The 17,266-nt window shown below is 37.2% G+C and carries 14 protein-coding genes and 2 pseudogenes; 10 read left to right on the forward strand and 6 right to left on the reverse strand.

The window, feature by feature from the left end:
- Window positions 1-48 precede the first annotated feature (48 nt).
- On the forward strand, window positions 49-1,032 hold the full coding sequence (locus tag JOC76_RS03460; protein ID WP_205176101.1) for a tRNA dihydrouridine synthase: 984 nt from the start codon (window positions 49-51) through the stop codon (window positions 1,030-1,032).
- Between the two features lie 564 nt (window positions 1,033-1,596).
- Here the strand turns inward: JOC76_RS03460 and JOC76_RS03465 are convergent.
- Together JOC76_RS03465 and JOC76_RS03470 are read right to left on the reverse strand one after the other, a co-directional pair.
- Window positions 1,597-1,809: a DUF3006 domain-containing protein gene (locus JOC76_RS03465; protein ID WP_205176103.1), complete on the reverse strand. Its 213-nt coding sequence runs from the start codon at window positions 1,807-1,809 to the stop codon at window positions 1,597-1,599.
- 12 nt (window positions 1,810-1,821) lie between these two features.
- A complete protein-coding gene (locus JOC76_RS03470) occupies window positions 1,822-3,084 on the reverse strand; it encodes a ComEC/Rec2 family competence protein (protein ID WP_205176105.1) in 1,263 nt (420 codons plus the stop codon).
- Window positions 3,085-3,455: 371 nt separating this feature from the next.
- Between JOC76_RS03470 and JOC76_RS03475 the strand changes: the two genes are divergently transcribed.
- Entirely contained in the window at window positions 3,456-4,682 is a 1,227-nt protein-coding gene (locus JOC76_RS03475) for a threonine synthase (protein WP_205176107.1), read from the forward strand.
- A gap of 98 nt (window positions 4,683-4,780) precedes the next feature.
- Here the strand turns inward: JOC76_RS03475 and JOC76_RS03480 are convergent, their stop codons facing one another.
- Window positions 4,781-4,942, reverse strand: coding sequence for a Fur-regulated basic protein FbpA (locus tag JOC76_RS03480; protein ID WP_205176109.1), 162 nt, complete (start codon window positions 4,940-4,942; stop codon window positions 4,781-4,783).
- Window positions 4,943-5,009: 67 nt separating this feature from the next.
- On the reverse strand, window positions 5,010-5,783 hold the full coding sequence (locus JOC76_RS03485) for an alpha/beta hydrolase (protein WP_205176111.1): 774 nt from the start codon (window positions 5,781-5,783) through the stop codon (window positions 5,010-5,012).
- A 414-nt stretch (window positions 5,784-6,197) separates the two neighbouring features.
- Between JOC76_RS03485 and JOC76_RS03490 the strand changes: the two genes are divergently transcribed.
- A complete protein-coding gene (locus tag JOC76_RS03490; protein ID WP_205176113.1) occupies window positions 6,198-7,196 on the forward strand; it encodes a PLP-dependent cysteine synthase family protein in 999 nt (332 codons plus the stop codon).
- A gap of 416 nt (window positions 7,197-7,612) precedes the next feature.
- Here the strand turns inward: JOC76_RS03490 and JOC76_RS03495 are convergent.
- Window positions 7,613-7,807, reverse strand: a pseudogene (locus tag JOC76_RS03495) (CAP domain-containing protein); the annotation flags it as partial.
- 174 nt (window positions 7,808-7,981) lie between these two features.
- Between JOC76_RS03495 and JOC76_RS03500 the strand changes: the two are divergent.
- The 5 genes from JOC76_RS03500 to JOC76_RS03520 all read left to right on the forward strand — a co-directional run bounded on the left by JOC76_RS03500 (window position 7,982) and on the right by JOC76_RS03520 (window position 13,204).
- The gene (locus JOC76_RS03500) at window positions 7,982-9,832 is read left to right on the forward strand and encodes an acyltransferase family protein (RefSeq protein ID WP_205176115.1); all 1,851 of its coding nucleotides are present in this window, start codon (window positions 7,982-7,984) and stop codon (window positions 9,830-9,832) included.
- Between the two features lie 154 nt (window positions 9,833-9,986).
- A complete protein-coding gene (locus tag JOC76_RS03505) occupies window positions 9,987-10,493 on the forward strand; it encodes an RNA polymerase sigma factor (RefSeq protein WP_205176117.1) in 507 nt (168 codons plus the stop codon).
- Window positions 10,490-11,812, forward strand: coding sequence for a beta-propeller domain-containing protein (locus tag JOC76_RS03510; protein ID WP_205176119.1), 1,323 nt, complete (start codon window positions 10,490-10,492; stop codon window positions 11,810-11,812). The genes JOC76_RS03505 and JOC76_RS03510 overlap by 4 nt, the downstream gene beginning before the upstream one ends.
- 21 nt (window positions 11,813-11,833) lie before the next feature.
- Complete coding sequence (locus JOC76_RS03515) at window positions 11,834-12,391, forward strand: hypothetical protein (protein ID WP_205176121.1); 558 nt, start codon at window positions 11,834-11,836, stop codon at window positions 12,389-12,391.
- A gap of 156 nt (window positions 12,392-12,547) precedes the next feature.
- On the forward strand, window positions 12,548-13,204 hold the full coding sequence (locus tag JOC76_RS03520) for a GNAT family N-acetyltransferase (protein ID WP_205176123.1): 657 nt from the start codon (window positions 12,548-12,550) through the stop codon (window positions 13,202-13,204).
- 106 nt (window positions 13,205-13,310) lie between these two features.
- On the opposite strand, the gene JOC76_RS03525 is transcribed toward JOC76_RS03520, so the two are convergent.
- Complete coding sequence (locus JOC76_RS03525; RefSeq protein WP_205176125.1) at window positions 13,311-14,753, reverse strand: L,D-transpeptidase family protein; 1,443 nt, start codon at window positions 14,751-14,753, stop codon at window positions 13,311-13,313.
- 391 nt (window positions 14,754-15,144) lie between these two features.
- Here JOC76_RS03525 and JOC76_RS29810 point away from each other — a divergent pair.
- Together JOC76_RS29810 and JOC76_RS29815 are read left to right on the forward strand one after the other, a co-directional pair.
- Window positions 15,145-16,024: pseudogene (locus JOC76_RS29810) on the forward strand (NADH:flavin oxidoreductase); the annotation flags it as partial.
- Between the two features lie 216 nt (window positions 16,025-16,240).
- A complete protein-coding gene (locus JOC76_RS29815; protein WP_239557536.1) occupies window positions 16,241-17,032 on the forward strand; it encodes an FAD-dependent oxidoreductase in 792 nt (263 codons plus the stop codon).
- Window positions 17,033-17,266: the final 234 nt, after the last annotated feature.

Genomic DNA, 17,266 nt, shown 5'->3' on the forward strand with positions numbered 1-17,266 from the left:
GATAAGAGGTTTGTCTGGTTCCCATAGTGAGAGGATTTGAATTTGAACATGAAAGAAAATTTTTGGCGTGATTTACCACGACCATTTTTTATACTGGCACCAATGGAAGAAGTGACGGATGTGGTTTTTCGTCATGTAGTGAGTGAGGCAGCAAGACCTGATGTGTTTTTTACAGAGTTTACAAATTCGGAGAGTTATTGTCACCCAGAAGGGAAACAAAGTGTAAAAGGACGTTTGACTTTTACAGAGGATGAACAACCCATTGTAGCTCATATATGGGGGGACAAGCCTGAATACTTTCGCCAAATGAGTATTGGTATGGCGGAACTTGGGTTTAGGGGTGTCGATATCAATATGGGCTGTCCTGTACCTAATGTGACACAACACGGAAAGGGAAGTGGCCTTATCCTTCGTCCAGATGTTGCAGCAGATTTAATACAAGCAGCAAAAGCAGGAGGATTGCCCGTAAGTGTAAAGACAAGGCTTGGTTTCACGGAGGTAGACGAATGGTGCGACTGGCTGACACACATCTTAAAACAAGATATTGCTAATCTTTCCATCCACCTGCGTACAAGAAAGGAAATGAGCAAAGTAGATGCTCATTGGGAACTAATCCCTGAGATTAAGAAACTTCGAGACCAGGTGGCACCAGATACACTCTTGACGATTAATGGGGATATCCCTGACCGTCAAACTGGCTTGAAGCTTGCGCATCAATACGGTATTGATGGGGTTATGATTGGACGTGGTATTTTCCATAATCCATTTGCGTTTGAAAAAGAGCCGAAAGATCATAGCAGTAAGGAATTGCTCGATCTCTTAAGGTTGCATCTAGATCTCCATGATCAATATTCAAGTTTAGGGCTGCGTCCGTTCACTGCTCTTCATCGCTTTTTTAAGATATATGTACGTGGATTTCGAGGGGCAAGTGAATTAAGAAATCAATTAATGAATACAAAGTCAACAGATGAAGTGCGTGCATTGCTTGATACCTTTGAGTCAAAGAATCTTGATGGAATAGGGGAACAGTAAGGAATCAGATGATACTGATTCCTTTAGTTTTTGGCTCTGTTATTATTCATTTTTGATTTTCGTTTAGGTATGAGAATTCATAGGCGGAAAATTTCCGTCTAATGTATATAGAGGCAGCTTAAGAAGCAGCAATAAGCGGAGATATTCCGTTTAACTGCTCTAAATAAGACAAAACCCAAAGATTTAGAGAATATAAACGGAAAATCTCCCTTTATTTTAAAAGAAATATGGGTATTTCCCAATTTAAACGGAATTTTTCCGTTTATTTTTCAAACACAGTGAAATCAACATTTAGTTAGAACAGAACCTAGTATTTAAATCTATTGGGGATGCTTGATATACAGAATTCTAATAAGGGCAAAGAAAGCAGTTAATAACGAATGATTGAGTTATTAGATTTACTGGCGACCACTTCGGTCGTCTTTTTAATTATAAGAAGGATTTACTATATGCTATTGGAATTATGCTCATCCAAGCATTAAGTTAAAATCCTGCTCCAGATTTGTCTTCAAAAACAAAAAAGCTTGAGGCGTTTTATAAGTATTAAAGGGGCAGCCCCCTTATTTATTCCCAAAGGTCCTTTGCCAATTTGTCAATTCGTTGCTTCCGGTTTTGGGTCTCCCCATGATCTACTCTAGTTTGCCCCTTTTCAATTACTAAGACATCTCCAACCTGAATCTCCTTGGGCAGTTCTTTACGGGGAATATCAATCATGGATTTATCTTCCTTCTCACAAACGGCTAAATCACCTTCGAATCGATCTACTATCAGTCTCATTACGTTTCCTCCTTATTGTGGAACAAAGGATGTTTGGGTTGAATAGGTTTTACCATTAACATTGGCTGTAATATCGATGACTACCTCATAACCAGATGCAGCACGGCTTATTTTAATTGGCAAGGGTGTTCCAACTTCTCCATTATATTCTGTGTCACTGCTTTTATAATGCACAGTCGCTGTGTAGGATGCACCCGCTAATCCCGTAACGGTTAAATGAATCGTATGATACTGCTCGGGTGTTACATTATCAAGTGTCGCATGGAGTTGAACACTGGCAGGTTCCTTTGCACTAGCTACAACACTTGTTTTCTGTTTTGCGTCTGGGATCGGTGTAGGTTGTACTTGCTGACTCACGGAATTACCAGGTGTAAGAGCAGGTACCGATTTAAATTGTATGGTCTTTCCATCAGCCAAAGCCAATATGGTTTGCATTTTATCCGTACGAAAAATCTGGATTCCGTTTTGTTTCAAACGAGTTAGGACCTCATCTGTTGGGTGTCCATAACGATTGCCTTGTCCCACTGAAATGACCGCATATTTTGGTTTAACAGCATCTAAAAAGCTTTGACTTGTCGAAGTGCTTGCCCCATGATGTCCTACTTTTAATACATCTGCTTGTAGATTCAGATGGGTTGCGATCATATCTTCTTCAGAGCGAATAGGAGCATCCCCGGTAAATAAAAAGGAATTTTCTCCATACGTTAGTTTAGCCACTGCACTCCAATCATTCATTTCGTTTCCGTAATTTTTAACAGGAGCAACAAATTTCGCATCAACGTCTTTTAGGCCAAGATTAACGCCAGCTTTTGCTTCCTTCAGCTTTAATCGTGCATTTTTCACTGCTATCAGAAAATCTTCATAAGTTTGGGTTGTGTTGGTTATTTTGGGCGTATAAACTGCCTTAACTTTTATTGATTGTAAGACAGTGTCTAAACCACCAATATGATCGGCGTCAGGATGGGTGGCGATGACAGCCTCTAAATCGGATACATGCAATGTTTTTAGATAACGAACCACATCTTCGCCTTTATCATTGTTTCCGCCATCAATTAAAATGTCTTCTCCCACTGGCGTTTTGATATAAATACTATCTCCTTGACCTACATCAAAATAATAAACTTTTAATAGTTTTTCGTCTGTTGGATTCGTACTTTGATTGGCTGCAGCAGCCGTTGTTACTTTGGAATCTTGGTTAGTCGTTTGTTCACTGCAAGCAGTTCCTAAAAAAGATAACATCAAGATCCATGGCAGCAACCATTTCGTTTTTTTCATATGTCTTTTCCCCTTTGAAGATAAACCTATTATCTCTCAATATTATAAATATCAATTTGAATCAAATTTTGTATGGGAGTTCCTGGAACACAATAATTATACTGTATAACATTATCAATTTATCAATAAGTTTAAAAAATAAAAAAGATGAGGGACCATACTTGTAAACTCTTAATGGATGCAATTACATACCCTTACATTAAACTGTCAAATGTTTGAATTCATAGTTGATTTATCGGATAAATAGGACTAATCTATTGTTAGGTAAATAATAGATTTGTTGTTTGAATCACCAAAGACTACAAATCTTCTCCTTTTACGAGCAGAGGAATTGTGCGTCTCTTATTTTTTTAGAAGGGAGAAAAGAGAGAATGAAAGACTACAGTTACGTTTCATCTTTAGAATGTCCAATGTGCAGTGCAACATACGAGGTTAATAAAATACATCAATTATGTAAGTGTGGTTCACCTTTATTGGTGCGTTATGATCTAGAGAAAACAAAGGCAAATGTGTCACGAGAAGAGATGGCCAAGCGTCCCAATAGCTTATGGCGTTATCACGAGTTACTACCAGTTTGTGATCAGGAGAATGTTATAACTCTCGGCGAAGGAATGACACCGTTTGAAAAACTCCCATTGCTTGGAGCTGAGTATGGATTGAATCATTTATACATAAAAGATGAAGGTATCATTCCAACTGGTTCTTTTAAAACACGAGGTGCGAGTGTTGGAATTTCAAAGGCGAAAGAACTAGGTGTAAAGCAATTAGCCATGCCAACAAACGGTAATGCAGGTGCAGCCTGGGCGTTATATGCCGCAAAAGCCAATATTAAAGCGACGATTGTTATGCCTTTAGATGCCCCGCAAATAACTCGTAAAGAGGTTTATATTGCTGGAGGTGACTTGCATCTAATCAATGGTTTGATTAGTGATGCAGGTAAGGTCGTTGCCAAGTTAGTTCAAGATCATGGAGTATACGATGCCTCTACACTTAAAGAGCCATATCGGATAGAAGGAAAAAAGACAATGGGCTACGAGATTGTCGAACAATTTGGCTGGAAAGTACCAGATGTTATCTTGTACCCAACGGGTGGTGGAGTAGGTATCATTGGAATTTATAAAGCAATTCTTGAATTACAACAATTAGGATGGATTGAAGATGGGAAACTCCCTCGATTAGTAGCCGTTCAAGCGGAAGGGTGTGCGCCGATTGTGGAAGCTTGGAAAAAGGGTGAAAGGGAATCTAAATTCTTTGAAAATTCAACCACTTGCGCATTTGGTATCAATGTCCCGAAAGCATTAGGCGATTTCCTTGTTCTTGAAGCAGTTTATGCAACAGAAGGCTGTGCGATTGCCGTATCAGAGGAGGAACTTTTGAAGGCACAAAAACAAGTGGCATCTTTAGAAGGGAATTTCATCTGTCCAGAAGGGGCTGCAACATTTGCTGCTGCTAAGATGCTTCGTGAACAAGGATGGATTCAGGCAGATGAGCATGTCGTGTGTCTCAATACAGGTTCAGGTATAAAATATCCTGAAACGATCGAAATCGAAGGCGTAGAGACTCTTCAACCTGGTCAAGAAATTTTAGTCAATAATTAATTGTTTGATAGCTGCTCTAACTAAAGGGCAGCATCTTTTTTTATGTTAAGGACCTTCCGTATGTCGGATAGGTCATGTTTCTAGTACTCTCCAAATTATCAATTCCATTTATTGACAAAAAATATATATTCTTCTACAAGTTCACTTAATGTCAACTCAAAAAGGTGTTTGTCCTCTTTCTTATAAGCACCTTGTATAATTAGCTTATTAATTATTGCTTGTTTTTTCTTTTCAACTGCCTCTCGAAGTATTTTATTCATTATGAATACACCTCCGTATCAATTTTAAAAACATTAAGGAATCAAATAGATATTTGTAATTATGTGATTAGAAGACTCTCTTCTTATTTTCCTTACTAGACAATTCCTCAAAAAATAGGCAGCATTGCTCTGCAATAAACCTTTTTTCAAAGTCCATGGAAGCTACATGGTATGAATTATAAAGAGGAATAACTCTCTTTATATCAGATCGTAAATGAGTGATAATATAATCCGTATTTTCGGGTGGGACAACATGGTCCTCTACGGATTGAAAAGCAAGTGTAGGACAGGTGACTTCTTTGATTTTCCCACAAGTTTCCTTCATTAGGACTAATAATTGATGAATAGAGTCAAGGGGAGTTTTGGTATATGTGATTTCATATACCCTCTTATCTTTAATATCTGGGGAACCTTCATCAATATAACGATGCTCTCGTTTTTCAATTAACTGTTCCATGATCGGGATCGTTGTCATTGCCGCATTGATTAACACGATTCCTTTAATTTCTGGGAATTTATGTGCTAGATTGATTGTTAAGGTCCCCCCCATGGATTGACCAATAATGTAGATGATTTCACAATGATTTCGTAAGAAGCGGAAACCGTCTTCTAAAGTCTCGATCCAATCATGGTAACTGCAATTATCCATATCTGTATAATGGGTTCCATGTCCTTTTAGTCTTGGTGCGTATACCGTATACCCATGTGAAGAAATGTATTCTCCTAAGAAACGGACACTTTGGGGAGTCCCACCAAATCCATGACTAATTAAAATTCCGATTTCATTTCCTTTTAGAAAAAAAGCTTCTGCTCCAGATAATACTGAGAATCTTTCTACCATAAAAAATCCTCTCCTTTCTTTCTATTAAAATAAAAAAGCACCTACCCCAAAAAGGGGTTAGGTGCTTTTGGCTGACCAATCAGCAAATTATGAATATAACATTATCATAAACTTAACTATTCCGATGAGTCAAGTGGGTTTTTGGGGAAAATTAAAAATTTCAAAAATACCGTTGACAACATCTTCCATAACCTTTATATTTTAGTCATCAAGTAAAAAAGCCAAGTAAACACGTTGGTTAAGTCAGAATATAAAATATTCGGCTGTTCGGACTACCGAAGGCTCCTTGTCTCTATCCATGAGATGAAGGAGCCTTTTTTGTTAGTAGTTGTTCCAATAAAATCCGTCTTTCTGGTTCAAAAGTTGACAGTAAATGAAGACCCATTCCAAGAATAAGCAAGGAGGAGAAGTTATATGAGTAAAGTTGTGACCAATAAAATAAAAAAATCGATTTCAGAACTTGTGGGTAAAACACCGTTGTTAGAGATAGTAAATTATAAAAAACAACATCAATTAGAAGCGGAGATTGTCGTTAAATTGGAGTATTTAAACCCTGCCAATAGTATAAAAGACAGGATTGCAAAGGCCATGATCGAAGATGCGGAATCTAGGGGGGGATTAGAGAATGGTGTGACAATCCTTGAAACAACAAGCGGGAATACAGGCATAGGTTTGGCAGCTATCGCAGCAGCCAAAGGATATAAGATTAGAATTTACATGCAGGATGGTGTAAGTGAGGAAAGAACAAAAGTAATTCGGGCATATGGGGCGGAAGTGATTCCATTTTCCGATGTTCCAGAAGTGCTGGAGACCATAGAAAAAACAGAAGGAGACTTTGTAGAAGTCATTAATGTCTTTAAGAAAACCGTTGTTGAAAAAGAAGAAAATGTAGTATTTTTAAATCAGCTTGAAAATGAGGCAAATCCCAAAGTGCATCGTGAGACAACAGGACCGGAAATTTGGGAGGATACGGATGGTCATATCGATATTTTGGTAGCAGCAGTTGGCACTGGTGGCACACTAAGCGGAGCGGGGGAGTACTTAAAATCGCAAAATCCAAACATCAAAATTGTTGGCGTTGAACCGGGAGTCGCATCCATCGCTACTTTGGAAAATCCAGAGATACCAGAGATAACGGGCGTACATAGATTTTCAGATGTAGGAGGAGAAAGAGTACCGTCGAATGTTCATAAAGATGTGATTGATGAAGTCATTGAGGTCGAGACGAGTGAAGCTTATGAAGCTGCTAGAACAGTAGCACAATCCGACGGTATCCTCGTCGGCACTTCCTCGGGTGCGGCAATATGGGCAGCAACACAGTTGGCTAAACGGCCTGAAAACAAGGGAAAACGAATTGTTGCCATTCTGCCTGACACTGGTTTGAGATATTTATCAACAGAGTTATTTGAATAAAATGTGTTGTTATAAATCTATTAAAACTTGAAGGAAATTCTTAACTTACTTTAACTATTGAGTTCGACTTAGAACTAGCTTCGAAATGACATATATTTTAATTATTAAGGCATCCTTTTGGGTGCTTTTTCTGTATGGTGAAAATATACGATTCCAAAATATATACTATATTAAGAATATCGATTTATTATAATATAATTATGTAAACCATGATTCAAAATATTGAAATTATCGATTTAAAGAGCTTAACATACTTACCATTAACATAAAGTAAGAATTTTGACGGATTACGCTAGTTACAAAAGAAATGGTCAATAATCCTTAGGATAAAGGGCTTGATTATAAATAACTCAAACATCTTAATCATATATGTATTAAGTTATTAAAAAAGACAGCCAATGCGGCTGCCTCTGTTTCTAATTATTTACAATAAAATCCTGTACCCAATAATTTCCTTGAGCAACATAACCAACACCAATGTAATTGTAGTTCAGGTTGAGAATGTTTTGACGGTGGCCTTCACTATTCATCCATGCATTAACAACTTCCTGAGGTGTTTGTTGTCCTTCGGCAGTATTCTCAGCAGCATATTGATAGGTAATGCCATATTTCTACATCAAACATTTCTTGATGACAATTCTGAACAAAGTTAGCAGATTTTTATCAAAAAATAAGATGATTTTTTGATAAAAATGTAACTTTTTGCAAAAAAAGACGTTTTCTTTAATAGAAGAATTGGTTAAAATTAACAATGGTTATATGTTCCAAAGAAAAGAGGGAGTCTTTTGCAAATACCTATTAAAGAAAAAAAGCGCTATATTGCAGGAATTGATGGATTAAGGGCCATAGCAGTCCTTTCAGTCATAGCTTATCATCTAAATATACCTTGGGCTCAAGGCGGGCTTATAGGTGTGGTCATTTTTTTTGTATTATCTGGATATTTAATTACAGATCTTATTGTAATCGAGTGGAAACAAAACAAGCGGATCAATCTTTTACAGTTTTGGAATAGGAGAATAAGAAGACTTTTTCCAGCACTTTTTGTGATGTTAATCGTTGTTATGGCATGGATCACTTTATTTGATCGATCATTGATTCACAATACAAGGGGAGATTTACTAGCTTCGTTTTTTTATATTAGTAATTGGTGGTTTATTTTTCACAAAGTCTCTTATTTTGAGAGTTTTGGAACTCCATCTCCGTTTAATCATTTATGGTCGTTAGCAGTTGAAGAACAATTCTACATATTTTGGCCATTAGTATTGTCAATAGGGTTTAAATATAAAACGCGGAAATCAGTATTAATCGGGTTCATATTTTTGGGTGCCATTCTTTCGTTTTTGCTTATGGCTTTCAGTTATCAGCCGGGCACGGATCCTAGTAGAGTATATTATGGGACAGATACTAGAGTTTTTTCAATTCTTTTTGGGGCGATTCTTGCATTGATATGGCCAAGTCGAAATCTCTCCAAACAAACACCCAAATCTGCACAATTGACTTTAGACATTTTAGGTAGTGCTAGTTTAGTAACTATCCTTATCATGATTTGCCTAACCAATCAGTTCGATCCCTTTTTATATAAAGGGGGAATGTTGCTTACTTCTATAGCGGCATTCATTTTGGTAGCAGTATTAGCACACCCAGCAAGTCAATTAAGTAAATTACTGGCATTCAAGCCGCTCCGTTGGTTGGGGGTACGATCCTATTCTATCTATCTATGGCATTATCCAGTTATTCTATTTAGCAGCCCGCTGGTTGATGATCATGATATACATTTACTATTAATGTTATTTCAACTATTTTTGATCATCGTTCTATCTGATTTATCATTGCGATTTATTGAAAATCCAATAAGACACGGAGCGATTGGTACAATTCTAAAAAGCATAAAAGAGAGGAAATTCTTATTTAAGCAAATTTCTCTAGTTCAAAAATTAATGACAGCCTGTTCTTTTGTGATTATTGTTATATCTTGTGTAGGGATGACTTCTTCTGCATCTGGAGTTCAAGATTTAACGGAAAAGGTTGAAAAAAATAAAATATTTGCAGAAAAAATGACAAATACTCAACAGGATAAGAATATGGTTGTTAGTGAAGAAAACCAATCTAAGAATCTGTCAACTTCCAAACAAGATTCCATTCAATCACAGGAAGATATGAAAATAACTGCTATCGGTGATTCTGTTATGGTTATGGCAGCCCCTTATTTAGAAAAAGAGTACCCAGAGATTACCATTGACGCAAAAATTGGTCGACAGATGAGTCAGGCGCCATCTGTCATCGATTGTTTACAATCAGAAGGTCGTTTAGGTAATGTAGTTATTATTGAACTAGGAACAAATGGACCATTTACGAAGGATCAATTAGTTTCTTTAATAAGTTCTCTTGGGTCAAAACGAAAGGTTATTTTAATCAACAGCCGAGTCCCTCGACCTTGGGAACAAGAGGTTAATTCCATTATAAAAGAGGTTGCTGCCTCGTCCTCGAACATCAATCTTATAGATTGGTATAGTGCGAGTGTGGGGAAAGATTCCTATTTTTATCAGGACGGTGTTCACCCCAATCAACAAGGGGCTCAAATATACGTTTCACTTATAAAAAATGCAGTCCAAATGGATAAAGAGATGGTGAATTGATTCAATCTTTAATTCAATTATAAAATTATGTGTCCCCGACGATTACAGGGGATTTTTTATTTTGTTAAATTATTTATCTTTTGTCGTGTAACCTCTAATCAACTTTCAACGTTTTGATTGGTGTAGACGTCTATAAGAAAAAAGGAGCTTAAAAGTGGATTGGGAGAAGATATGGATTGACCATTGGAAAGAGATTTATATATATGTATTTTTACGTGTCAGGCATAAGCATGAAGCCGAAGACATCACACAAGAAACATTTATCAATGCAATCCGATCAGAGGAAAGATATATCGAACAGAGTGTAAATATCATCGCTCTTTTAAAAACGATTGCGAGGAACTTAATCATTGACAGGTGGAGGAAAAAGCAAAAAATACAGGAACCCTTATCATTGGAACCTGAACTGATATTAACTGATATCGAGAGCAATTTAGAGAAAAAAATCGTGCAAAATGAACAAGTTGCCTATGCTCTATCCTTGTTAAATGAGGAGCAAAAGAAAGTCATTGTGTTACGTCTATTGCAGGGCATGTCGATAAAAGAAACAGCGTATCTGATGGGGAAGTCGGAAACCTTCGTAAAAGTTACACAATTTCGAGCCATTAAAAAGGTCAAGGATCTAATGAAACAGGAATTTTTACAGGAGGGTTTACAATGAGCCTATCAAAAGAAGAAAGACTTTCCCAATATATTGATAAATGGAATCAACAAATTGATAAGAGTAATCGAGAGAACCCGGATAATCAAGAATGGAATGAACTGCTTGATACAGTTGATTTAATCAAGATTTCGAGCATTGTGGAGATGCCCGCACCTGATTTTCAGGAAAAGGTGAGACAAAGAATAACAGAGGAGATAGCTGAAAAACAGTCCAAAATCCTCCCAATAAAGTCCCATAAAAAATCCACATTGAAAAAATACCTATTCCCTTTAGTTGCGGCTTGTGTAGTTCTTTTATCCATGAGTCTGCAAAACCTATTTCCAAATGATAAAGCGGAGGCCGAACAAATTCGCGCAGTAAAGGAGGAACAGTTAGTTTCATTAGGAATTACAAAGGTCAATAATCCAATGGTATTGTCAGATGGAAAAACAATTGTTTTTGAAAAGGATGAAAAGATCGTGACATGGAACGAGGATAATCCATTAATGAAAGACTTTCCATTAAATTCTTTCCAATATATGAGAAGTCCAGCAATGTCACCAAATGAGAAAACAATCGCATTCTCAGGTTATAAAACCAAGAACGCGGGTATATGGTTAATGGATCAAGACGGATCAAATGTTCGCGAACTTGCAGCACCATCATCTCCGGATGAATATTATGACCATCCCGCCTGGTCACCAGACGGTAAGAAAATTGCTTTCGTCAAACTAAGATATACGGCGAATAATTCACACGGTTTTACGCATGCAAGTGAGGAGATATGGACGATTGATATTAATAGTGGAAAGTTAACAAAGATAACAAATGGTTCTGAACCAAGTTGGTCCCCAGATGGTCAACGGATTGCCTATACGAAGACACTAACAGTTGGAGAAACAATTGAAAAAGAAGTGTGGATAATGAACGCGAATGGTGCTAATCCAAAAAAATTAACGGATGGTATGGAACCAAATTGGTCTCCAGATGGTCAATTTATTACCTTTGCTAAGATTACGACTAAACACCAAAAAGTGGATAAACAAAAGGCAGAGATCGTTGTTTCACTACGTGAGATTTGGGCCATTCATGTGGAGAGTAAGAGGGAATCAAAATTATCAGAATCAAGAATAAATGAAGAAAAGTTAAATAAGATGATTTCTTCTGCTCCATCGGAAACAAGCGATTTGCCATTAAGTTTTGTCGTGAGCGGCGAATATGACGATTCGCAGCCATCCTGGTCGAAGGACGGTAAGAGCATCGTGTTTGTTCGAAATACCAATGAAGAAAAGGGAAATCACTTTAGCTTAATGAAAATCACTTTAAAATATGAATAATTTTTAAAAGGGTGGAAAAATATGAAAATAAGAATCATAATGGGTTCACTCCTATTGGCAATGGCAGTTGTATCTGGCTGTGCAAATATGTCCTCTACGAAAGCAGAGGAAAGTCATCAGGATAAAAATGCTGCGGTTGAGAAGAATTTGATAAAAAATAAAGCGGAAGAAAATACGGTTAATGATCTTCAAGAGGTTCAGTTGGATCATTTAAAAATAAAAGTAAGCAGCAAATGGGATGTCTATAAGGGCTTGGATTCTGCTGCCTTTTCGGTTAATGGAAAACCAGTGGGAATTATAGAAGGGTTGCCCTACGCGGAATCAGTAGAAACGGTATTACCGAATCAAACCATTGTAATAGATAAACAGAAGATAGAGGATCTAGGGTTTGATGCATATCTTGTAACGACAAGCACGGATGCCGTCCAGTCATCGGCCAAAAAGGAAATCCATGTTTACATTTTTGTGGAACCTAAAAAGGAAGTGTATGATATGCACTTTAATGCAGAAAGTGTAGATGAAAAAATGATATTAGAAATTGTCCATTCTGCAGAAATGATTAATAGCACAAATAAATAAACATAAAAACAAATTTGATTCGATAGAGTCAAAAACCTGTAAATTACTCAATACCTGACCGAAGATCATGAAATATCTTCGGTTTTTTATGTTGTTAAGAGGGGGTCTCCAAATTAGAAGCATGTTATTTTAATACATGTAGAAAATGAAATTATAATGGATGTTAAATCAAAGAGAAAGGAGATTGAACAAAAGGTGTTGAATATCGAAATAGTAGATGGTGGGATAGACGATTTAACGTTTATATATCAACATTTTACAAATGACTTTGCTATTGATGAGTTAAAAAATTACGAACAGCTTGAATTACTAATAACTAGAAAGAATTATAAATTGCTGTTAGCAAAGGACAGAACCAGTAAGGAGATAGTTGGATATGCTTTTATATATGAATTAGAACATTTAAATGCCATATGGCTCGATTATATGGCAATCATTAATAAGTTTCGGAATAGAAGTTATGGGACATTATTATTTGATAAAATTACCCATTATAAGGAGAATGGACTCGGTGTATTTATAGAGGTCGAAATACCGGAAGAAGGTCATAATAAGGAGATTCAATTAAGAAGAATAAATTTTTATGAAAGATTAGGGGCTAAATGTTTGCCTATTGATTATGAATTTCCCACAAACAATGGTGGATTTCCAATGTACCTCTATTTTAAACCAGCATCTAACAATCAACAATTAACAAAGAACCTGATTCAGAAAGCGGTAATGGAGGTTTTTGAAAATATACATACTGACGTAATAAAAAGGGACCATATATTAAGGCATTTCATTTCAACTGTTCAGGATGAACATTTTTAGGAATTAGTGGTACTGTTATCCAAATAATCACCACCAATAAAAAAAGCGTTAATCCTTCTTGGATTAACGCTTTATTCTTTTAAGTAAATAGAATAAATTTTTTATTTTAATAAACAACAACCGGCTCATGGGTACTGAGATTATTGTAGACGGTTCTCATAATGCTAGGCGGAGTATTGACACAGCCGTGCGACCCTGATGAAAGATAGGCTTTACTACCCCAGTTGCCTCGCCAACTAGCATCGTGGAACCCTTGGCCATCATTTGTAAAAGGAGCCCAATAATCAACATTTACTTGATAAGTAATTTTTCCGTTTTCTCTGCCCGTTAAGACAGCAGGTGTTTGCTTATAGAGAATATACCACACTCCTGGTGATGTATCATGATGGGTACTATGTGTGCCAGTAACAACATTCGTTGTGACAACTAATTTCCCGTTTTTGTAAAGCCAAATTCGCTGCTCTGCAATGGAAACTTCAGCATACGTATCGCCAATCCCATTGTTCGTAACCGCTTGGTATCCATAGCCTTCACCATTCCAGCCATTTCCGTAAATATTAGCGGCGGTAACCGATTTTTCTCCCTTTTCAAAAGCTGCCATTATACCCGGTACTTCTTTGTCAACATCGATGGCCCAGCCGTAGCCTTTACCTTTAACCGATATCATCGAACCTGAATGGGTCTTGAATGTGAAATCCTTATTTAATGTGGATTGGGAATTGTTAATTTCAGCGATTTTATTTTTAATATCACCTGCATCATTTAGTGTGATTTTTAGATCTCTAGTAATAGAGGCATTTTTTATTAAGTCGCTGGCTTTTAACGTAAAAACTTTATCTTGCACCTTATAATCGACGGTCTGCGCAAGGAATTCTTCCATTCTTTTTTGTTCATTTTTTATAATCTCGCTGTTTTCTTTAATGGGCTGTATGTAGACTGGATTGAGTCGAATTTCACTAACATATTCCTGCTTTTCGTAGTCTTTCAAAAGACCGGCGACATCATACTGCTCTCCACTTATGCTGTTAGTGACAACCATTTTACCTTGTTCCAAACGTACCACCGCATCTTGTGGCGCTTTTAAACTCTTATTCATGGCTAACAGCTTTTCTTCCAACTCTTTTTTCAATGTCTGATTTCGATATTGATCCTGATTGCTAGACATTAATGGATAATCTTTAGCTTTTGAAGAAGGGAGGAAAGTCCACTGGCGCTTTAATAATTTTTTGATAGCGGGCAGATCCTTATTCGTAAATTCCATTGTGGTATCTTTTCCATCTAAAATTTGTTGATTTCCAACATAGACTTCATTTTTTAAGACGGTTGTTTTTAATTTTTTTAGTGCCTGATCAGTGGTCATTCCACCGACTTTAATCCCATTAATCTTGATTGCTGAATTGAAGTGGTTTGCCTGATAGTAGCTGCCTGCTGCGATGATGAGTGCAAGAATAATGATAATACCTAATGTGATAAATTTCCAGTTTGCGTACCATTTAGCTGAATTTACGCGTTGTTTCTCCATTTCCTGAACATTGGCTGTACTTCCCATTATGATTCCTCCCATATCTGTTAATCCAGCTATCAATATCCTAGGGCATTCAACTATAGATTTTGTGTCGTAGGTTACCGATAAATTATGTAAATTGGTAAATTATACTACTATTCTACAAAATATTAGAATCGAACATTGTCGTTTTGTGTTAATTCAGAAATTTAATTTTTAAGCTGGATCCCAGCTAACATAGGCTTTTTTCTCCTTCCTTATGAATATCACAAAAATTTCAAAATTAATAAAATCAATTTATGTGATAATAAAATAGACATCATTGTGAAGAGTTGAGCATATAAAAGGGGGAAAACGAGTGAAAAGTCATCCAAATTTATTTAATAAAGGATAAATCTGACAGCTAATCCTAAAGAATCGGATTGTTATGCCTGGAATGGGAACAAACCTGGCAGGTCCGAATGGCGAAATGACAGACCACCAAATCCGTTACTATGAAGAAAGGGCCAAAGGAGGAACGGGTTTAATTATTACTGAATTTACGACCATTGATTATGAACTGGGAAGGGGAGCTGTTAATCAGTTAAGAATCGATCATGACAGATTTATAACGGGTTTCCGCCGTCTTGCAAACGCTGTACATAAATATGGGACCAAAATCTTTGTTCAACTTCATCATGCAGGCAGAGAATCAAATTCCCTTCTGACCGGAGGGAAGCAGCTTGTCGCTCCAAGCCCGGTCGTCTGTGCTGCGATTGGCGTTGAACCAAAAGAACTAGCCACAGAAGAGGTCAAGGAAATCATCAATAAATTCATTGCAGGTGCTTCGTTGCAAAATCGCTGGCATTGATGGAGTGGAATTGCATGGTGCGCATGGATACTTAATTAATCAGTTTCTAAATCCAAACACGAACCTTCGTACTGATGAATATGGCGGCAGTTTTGAAAATCGAATTAGATTCTTAGCCGAAATCATCAAAGGGATTAAAAAACAATGCGGACAAGATTTCCCTGTTACCGTCCGGCTTAGTGTGGATGAATTCGAGGAAGGCGGGACAGATGTGCCCTTAAGCTGTGAAATCAGCCGCTATTTGGAGAAGATGAGTGTCGACGGGCTGCATGCAAGTGCAGGAAACTATAATACGATGGAAACAGTGATCGAATCACCGTTATTTGAAGAAGGATGGAGAGTCTACTTAGCGGAAGAGCTAAAAAAAGAAGTGAGTATTCCTGTCATTACGGTTGGCAATATACGAGAGCCGCAATTTGTGGAAACCATTTTAGCAGAAGGAAAAGCAGACTTTGTTACAATTGGAAGAGGACATATCGCAGATCCTGATTGGGTGCGCAAAGTGGCAGAAGGACGCGAGAAAGAAATCAGGATGTGTATTTCTTGCCTGCACTGTGCCTATTCAAAGGGCCATATAGAATGCTCCATTAATGTAAGGGCTGGACGGGAACTTGAATTTTTGGAAATGCAGACCATTGATGAAAAACGGCGTGTTGTGATCATTGGCGGAGGGCCTGGGGGAATGGAAGCTGCAAAAGTACTTAGGATTAAAGGGTATGATGTAAAACTATTTGAGAAAAAAGACCAGCTTTGTGGCCACCTGAACTTAGTAACTGATCCCGTCTATAAAAAGAAAATGAAGAGATATGTTCATTACCTTTGCCATGAAATGGAACGCTTAAACGTTGATATTAGATTAAATACAGAGGCTTTAGTTGAACAAGCCAAATCCTTGAATCCATATGCAGTTTTGTTAGCAACAGGAGAGACCCCGCTAGAACCCGATATCAAGGGATATGCACTTCCGAATGTTTGTAACTATCGAGATATTAAACTTAAAAACAACCCTTTCCATGGCAAGAGAATTGCTGTGTTAGGAAGCGGAATGGTTTTTCATAGTACGGTCCGCAGACTTTCTGAACAAGGCAATGATGTCACCCTAGTTGAAGTACCGACGAAATCGGGTTCGAAAATTAGTCCTGCCACAAGAGCAAAGCTATTGGAAAAGTTAAAACATGAAAATATCAACATTATTACCGTGCAAACAGTCAGGGAAATTCTGCCGAATGGCGTGATGGTAGAAATCAAAGAAACTGGGGAATTGGTTGAAATAGAAGTGGACCAGGTTGTTATTGCCATGGGCGTACAAGCATATAATCCATTGGAAGAACCATTACGAAGAGAGATGGGCAATGTTTTTGTCATCGGAGATGCAGCAGGACATATATCCCTTGCTGATGCTGCCAGAGGCGGATTCGAAAACGCATTTGTGCTTGAATCACTTGTGAACAACCATGTTTTAGCAACAGTCTAGAAGCGCTGTCATTAAGCCGAATCCTTTCGACTAAATTAGTAACAACTTTAAGAATATAAGTAAACTGGTGATTACCTTAATAAAAGGGAATCACCTTTCTTATTTATAGCTGGTGTGTAATTGCTAAAGGTTTTATAGTTTGGATACTACGATATTAAATCCAATTCTATATATATTTGGCGATTGCCAAAGGAAGTTAGAAGAAGGTTTTTAAAAAAGACTCGAAGAATAATA

It is taken from the genome of Neobacillus cucumis (assembly GCF_016908975.1).
Classification (GTDB): domain Bacteria; phylum Bacillota; class Bacilli; order Bacillales; family Cytobacillaceae; genus Neobacillus; species Neobacillus cucumis.

Bases quoted from the DNA above. Each gene is read 5' to 3' on its own strand.
- JOC76_RS03460 (WP_205176101.1), top strand. From the start codon at position 49: ATGAAAGAAAATTTTTGGCGTGATTTACCACGACCATTTTTTATACTG.
- JOC76_RS03465 (WP_205176103.1), bottom strand. From the start codon at position 1,809: ATGAGACTGATAGTAGATCGATTCGAAGGTGATTTAGCCGTTTGTGAG.
- JOC76_RS03470 (WP_205176105.1), bottom strand. From the start codon at position 3,084: ATGAAAAAAACGAAATGGTTGCTGCCATGGATCTTGATGTTATCTTTT.
- JOC76_RS03475 (WP_205176107.1), top strand. From the start codon at position 3,456: ATGAAAGACTACAGTTACGTTTCATCTTTAGAATGTCCAATGTGCAGT.
- JOC76_RS03480 (WP_205176109.1), bottom strand. From the start codon at position 4,942: ATGAATAAAATACTTCGAGAGGCAGTTGAAAAGAAAAAACAAGCAATA.
- JOC76_RS03485 (WP_205176111.1), bottom strand. From the start codon at position 5,783: ATGGTAGAAAGATTCTCAGTATTATCTGGAGCAGAAGCTTTTTTTCTA.
- JOC76_RS03490 (WP_205176113.1), top strand. From the start codon at position 6,198: ATGAGTAAAGTTGTGACCAATAAAATAAAAAAATCGATTTCAGAACTT.
- JOC76_RS03510 (WP_205176119.1), top strand. From the start codon at position 10,490: ATGAGCCTATCAAAAGAAGAAAGACTTTCCCAATATATTGATAAATGG.
- JOC76_RS03515 (WP_205176121.1), top strand. From the start codon at position 11,834: ATGAAAATAAGAATCATAATGGGTTCACTCCTATTGGCAATGGCAGTT.
- JOC76_RS03520 (WP_205176123.1), top strand. From the start codon at position 12,548: ATGGATGTTAAATCAAAGAGAAAGGAGATTGAACAAAAGGTGTTGAAT.
- JOC76_RS03525 (WP_205176125.1), bottom strand. From the start codon at position 14,753: ATGGGAAGTACAGCCAATGTTCAGGAAATGGAGAAACAACGCGTAAAT.
- JOC76_RS29815 (WP_239557536.1), top strand. From the start codon at position 16,241: ATGGAAGCTGCAAAAGTACTTAGGATTAAAGGGTATGATGTAAAACTA.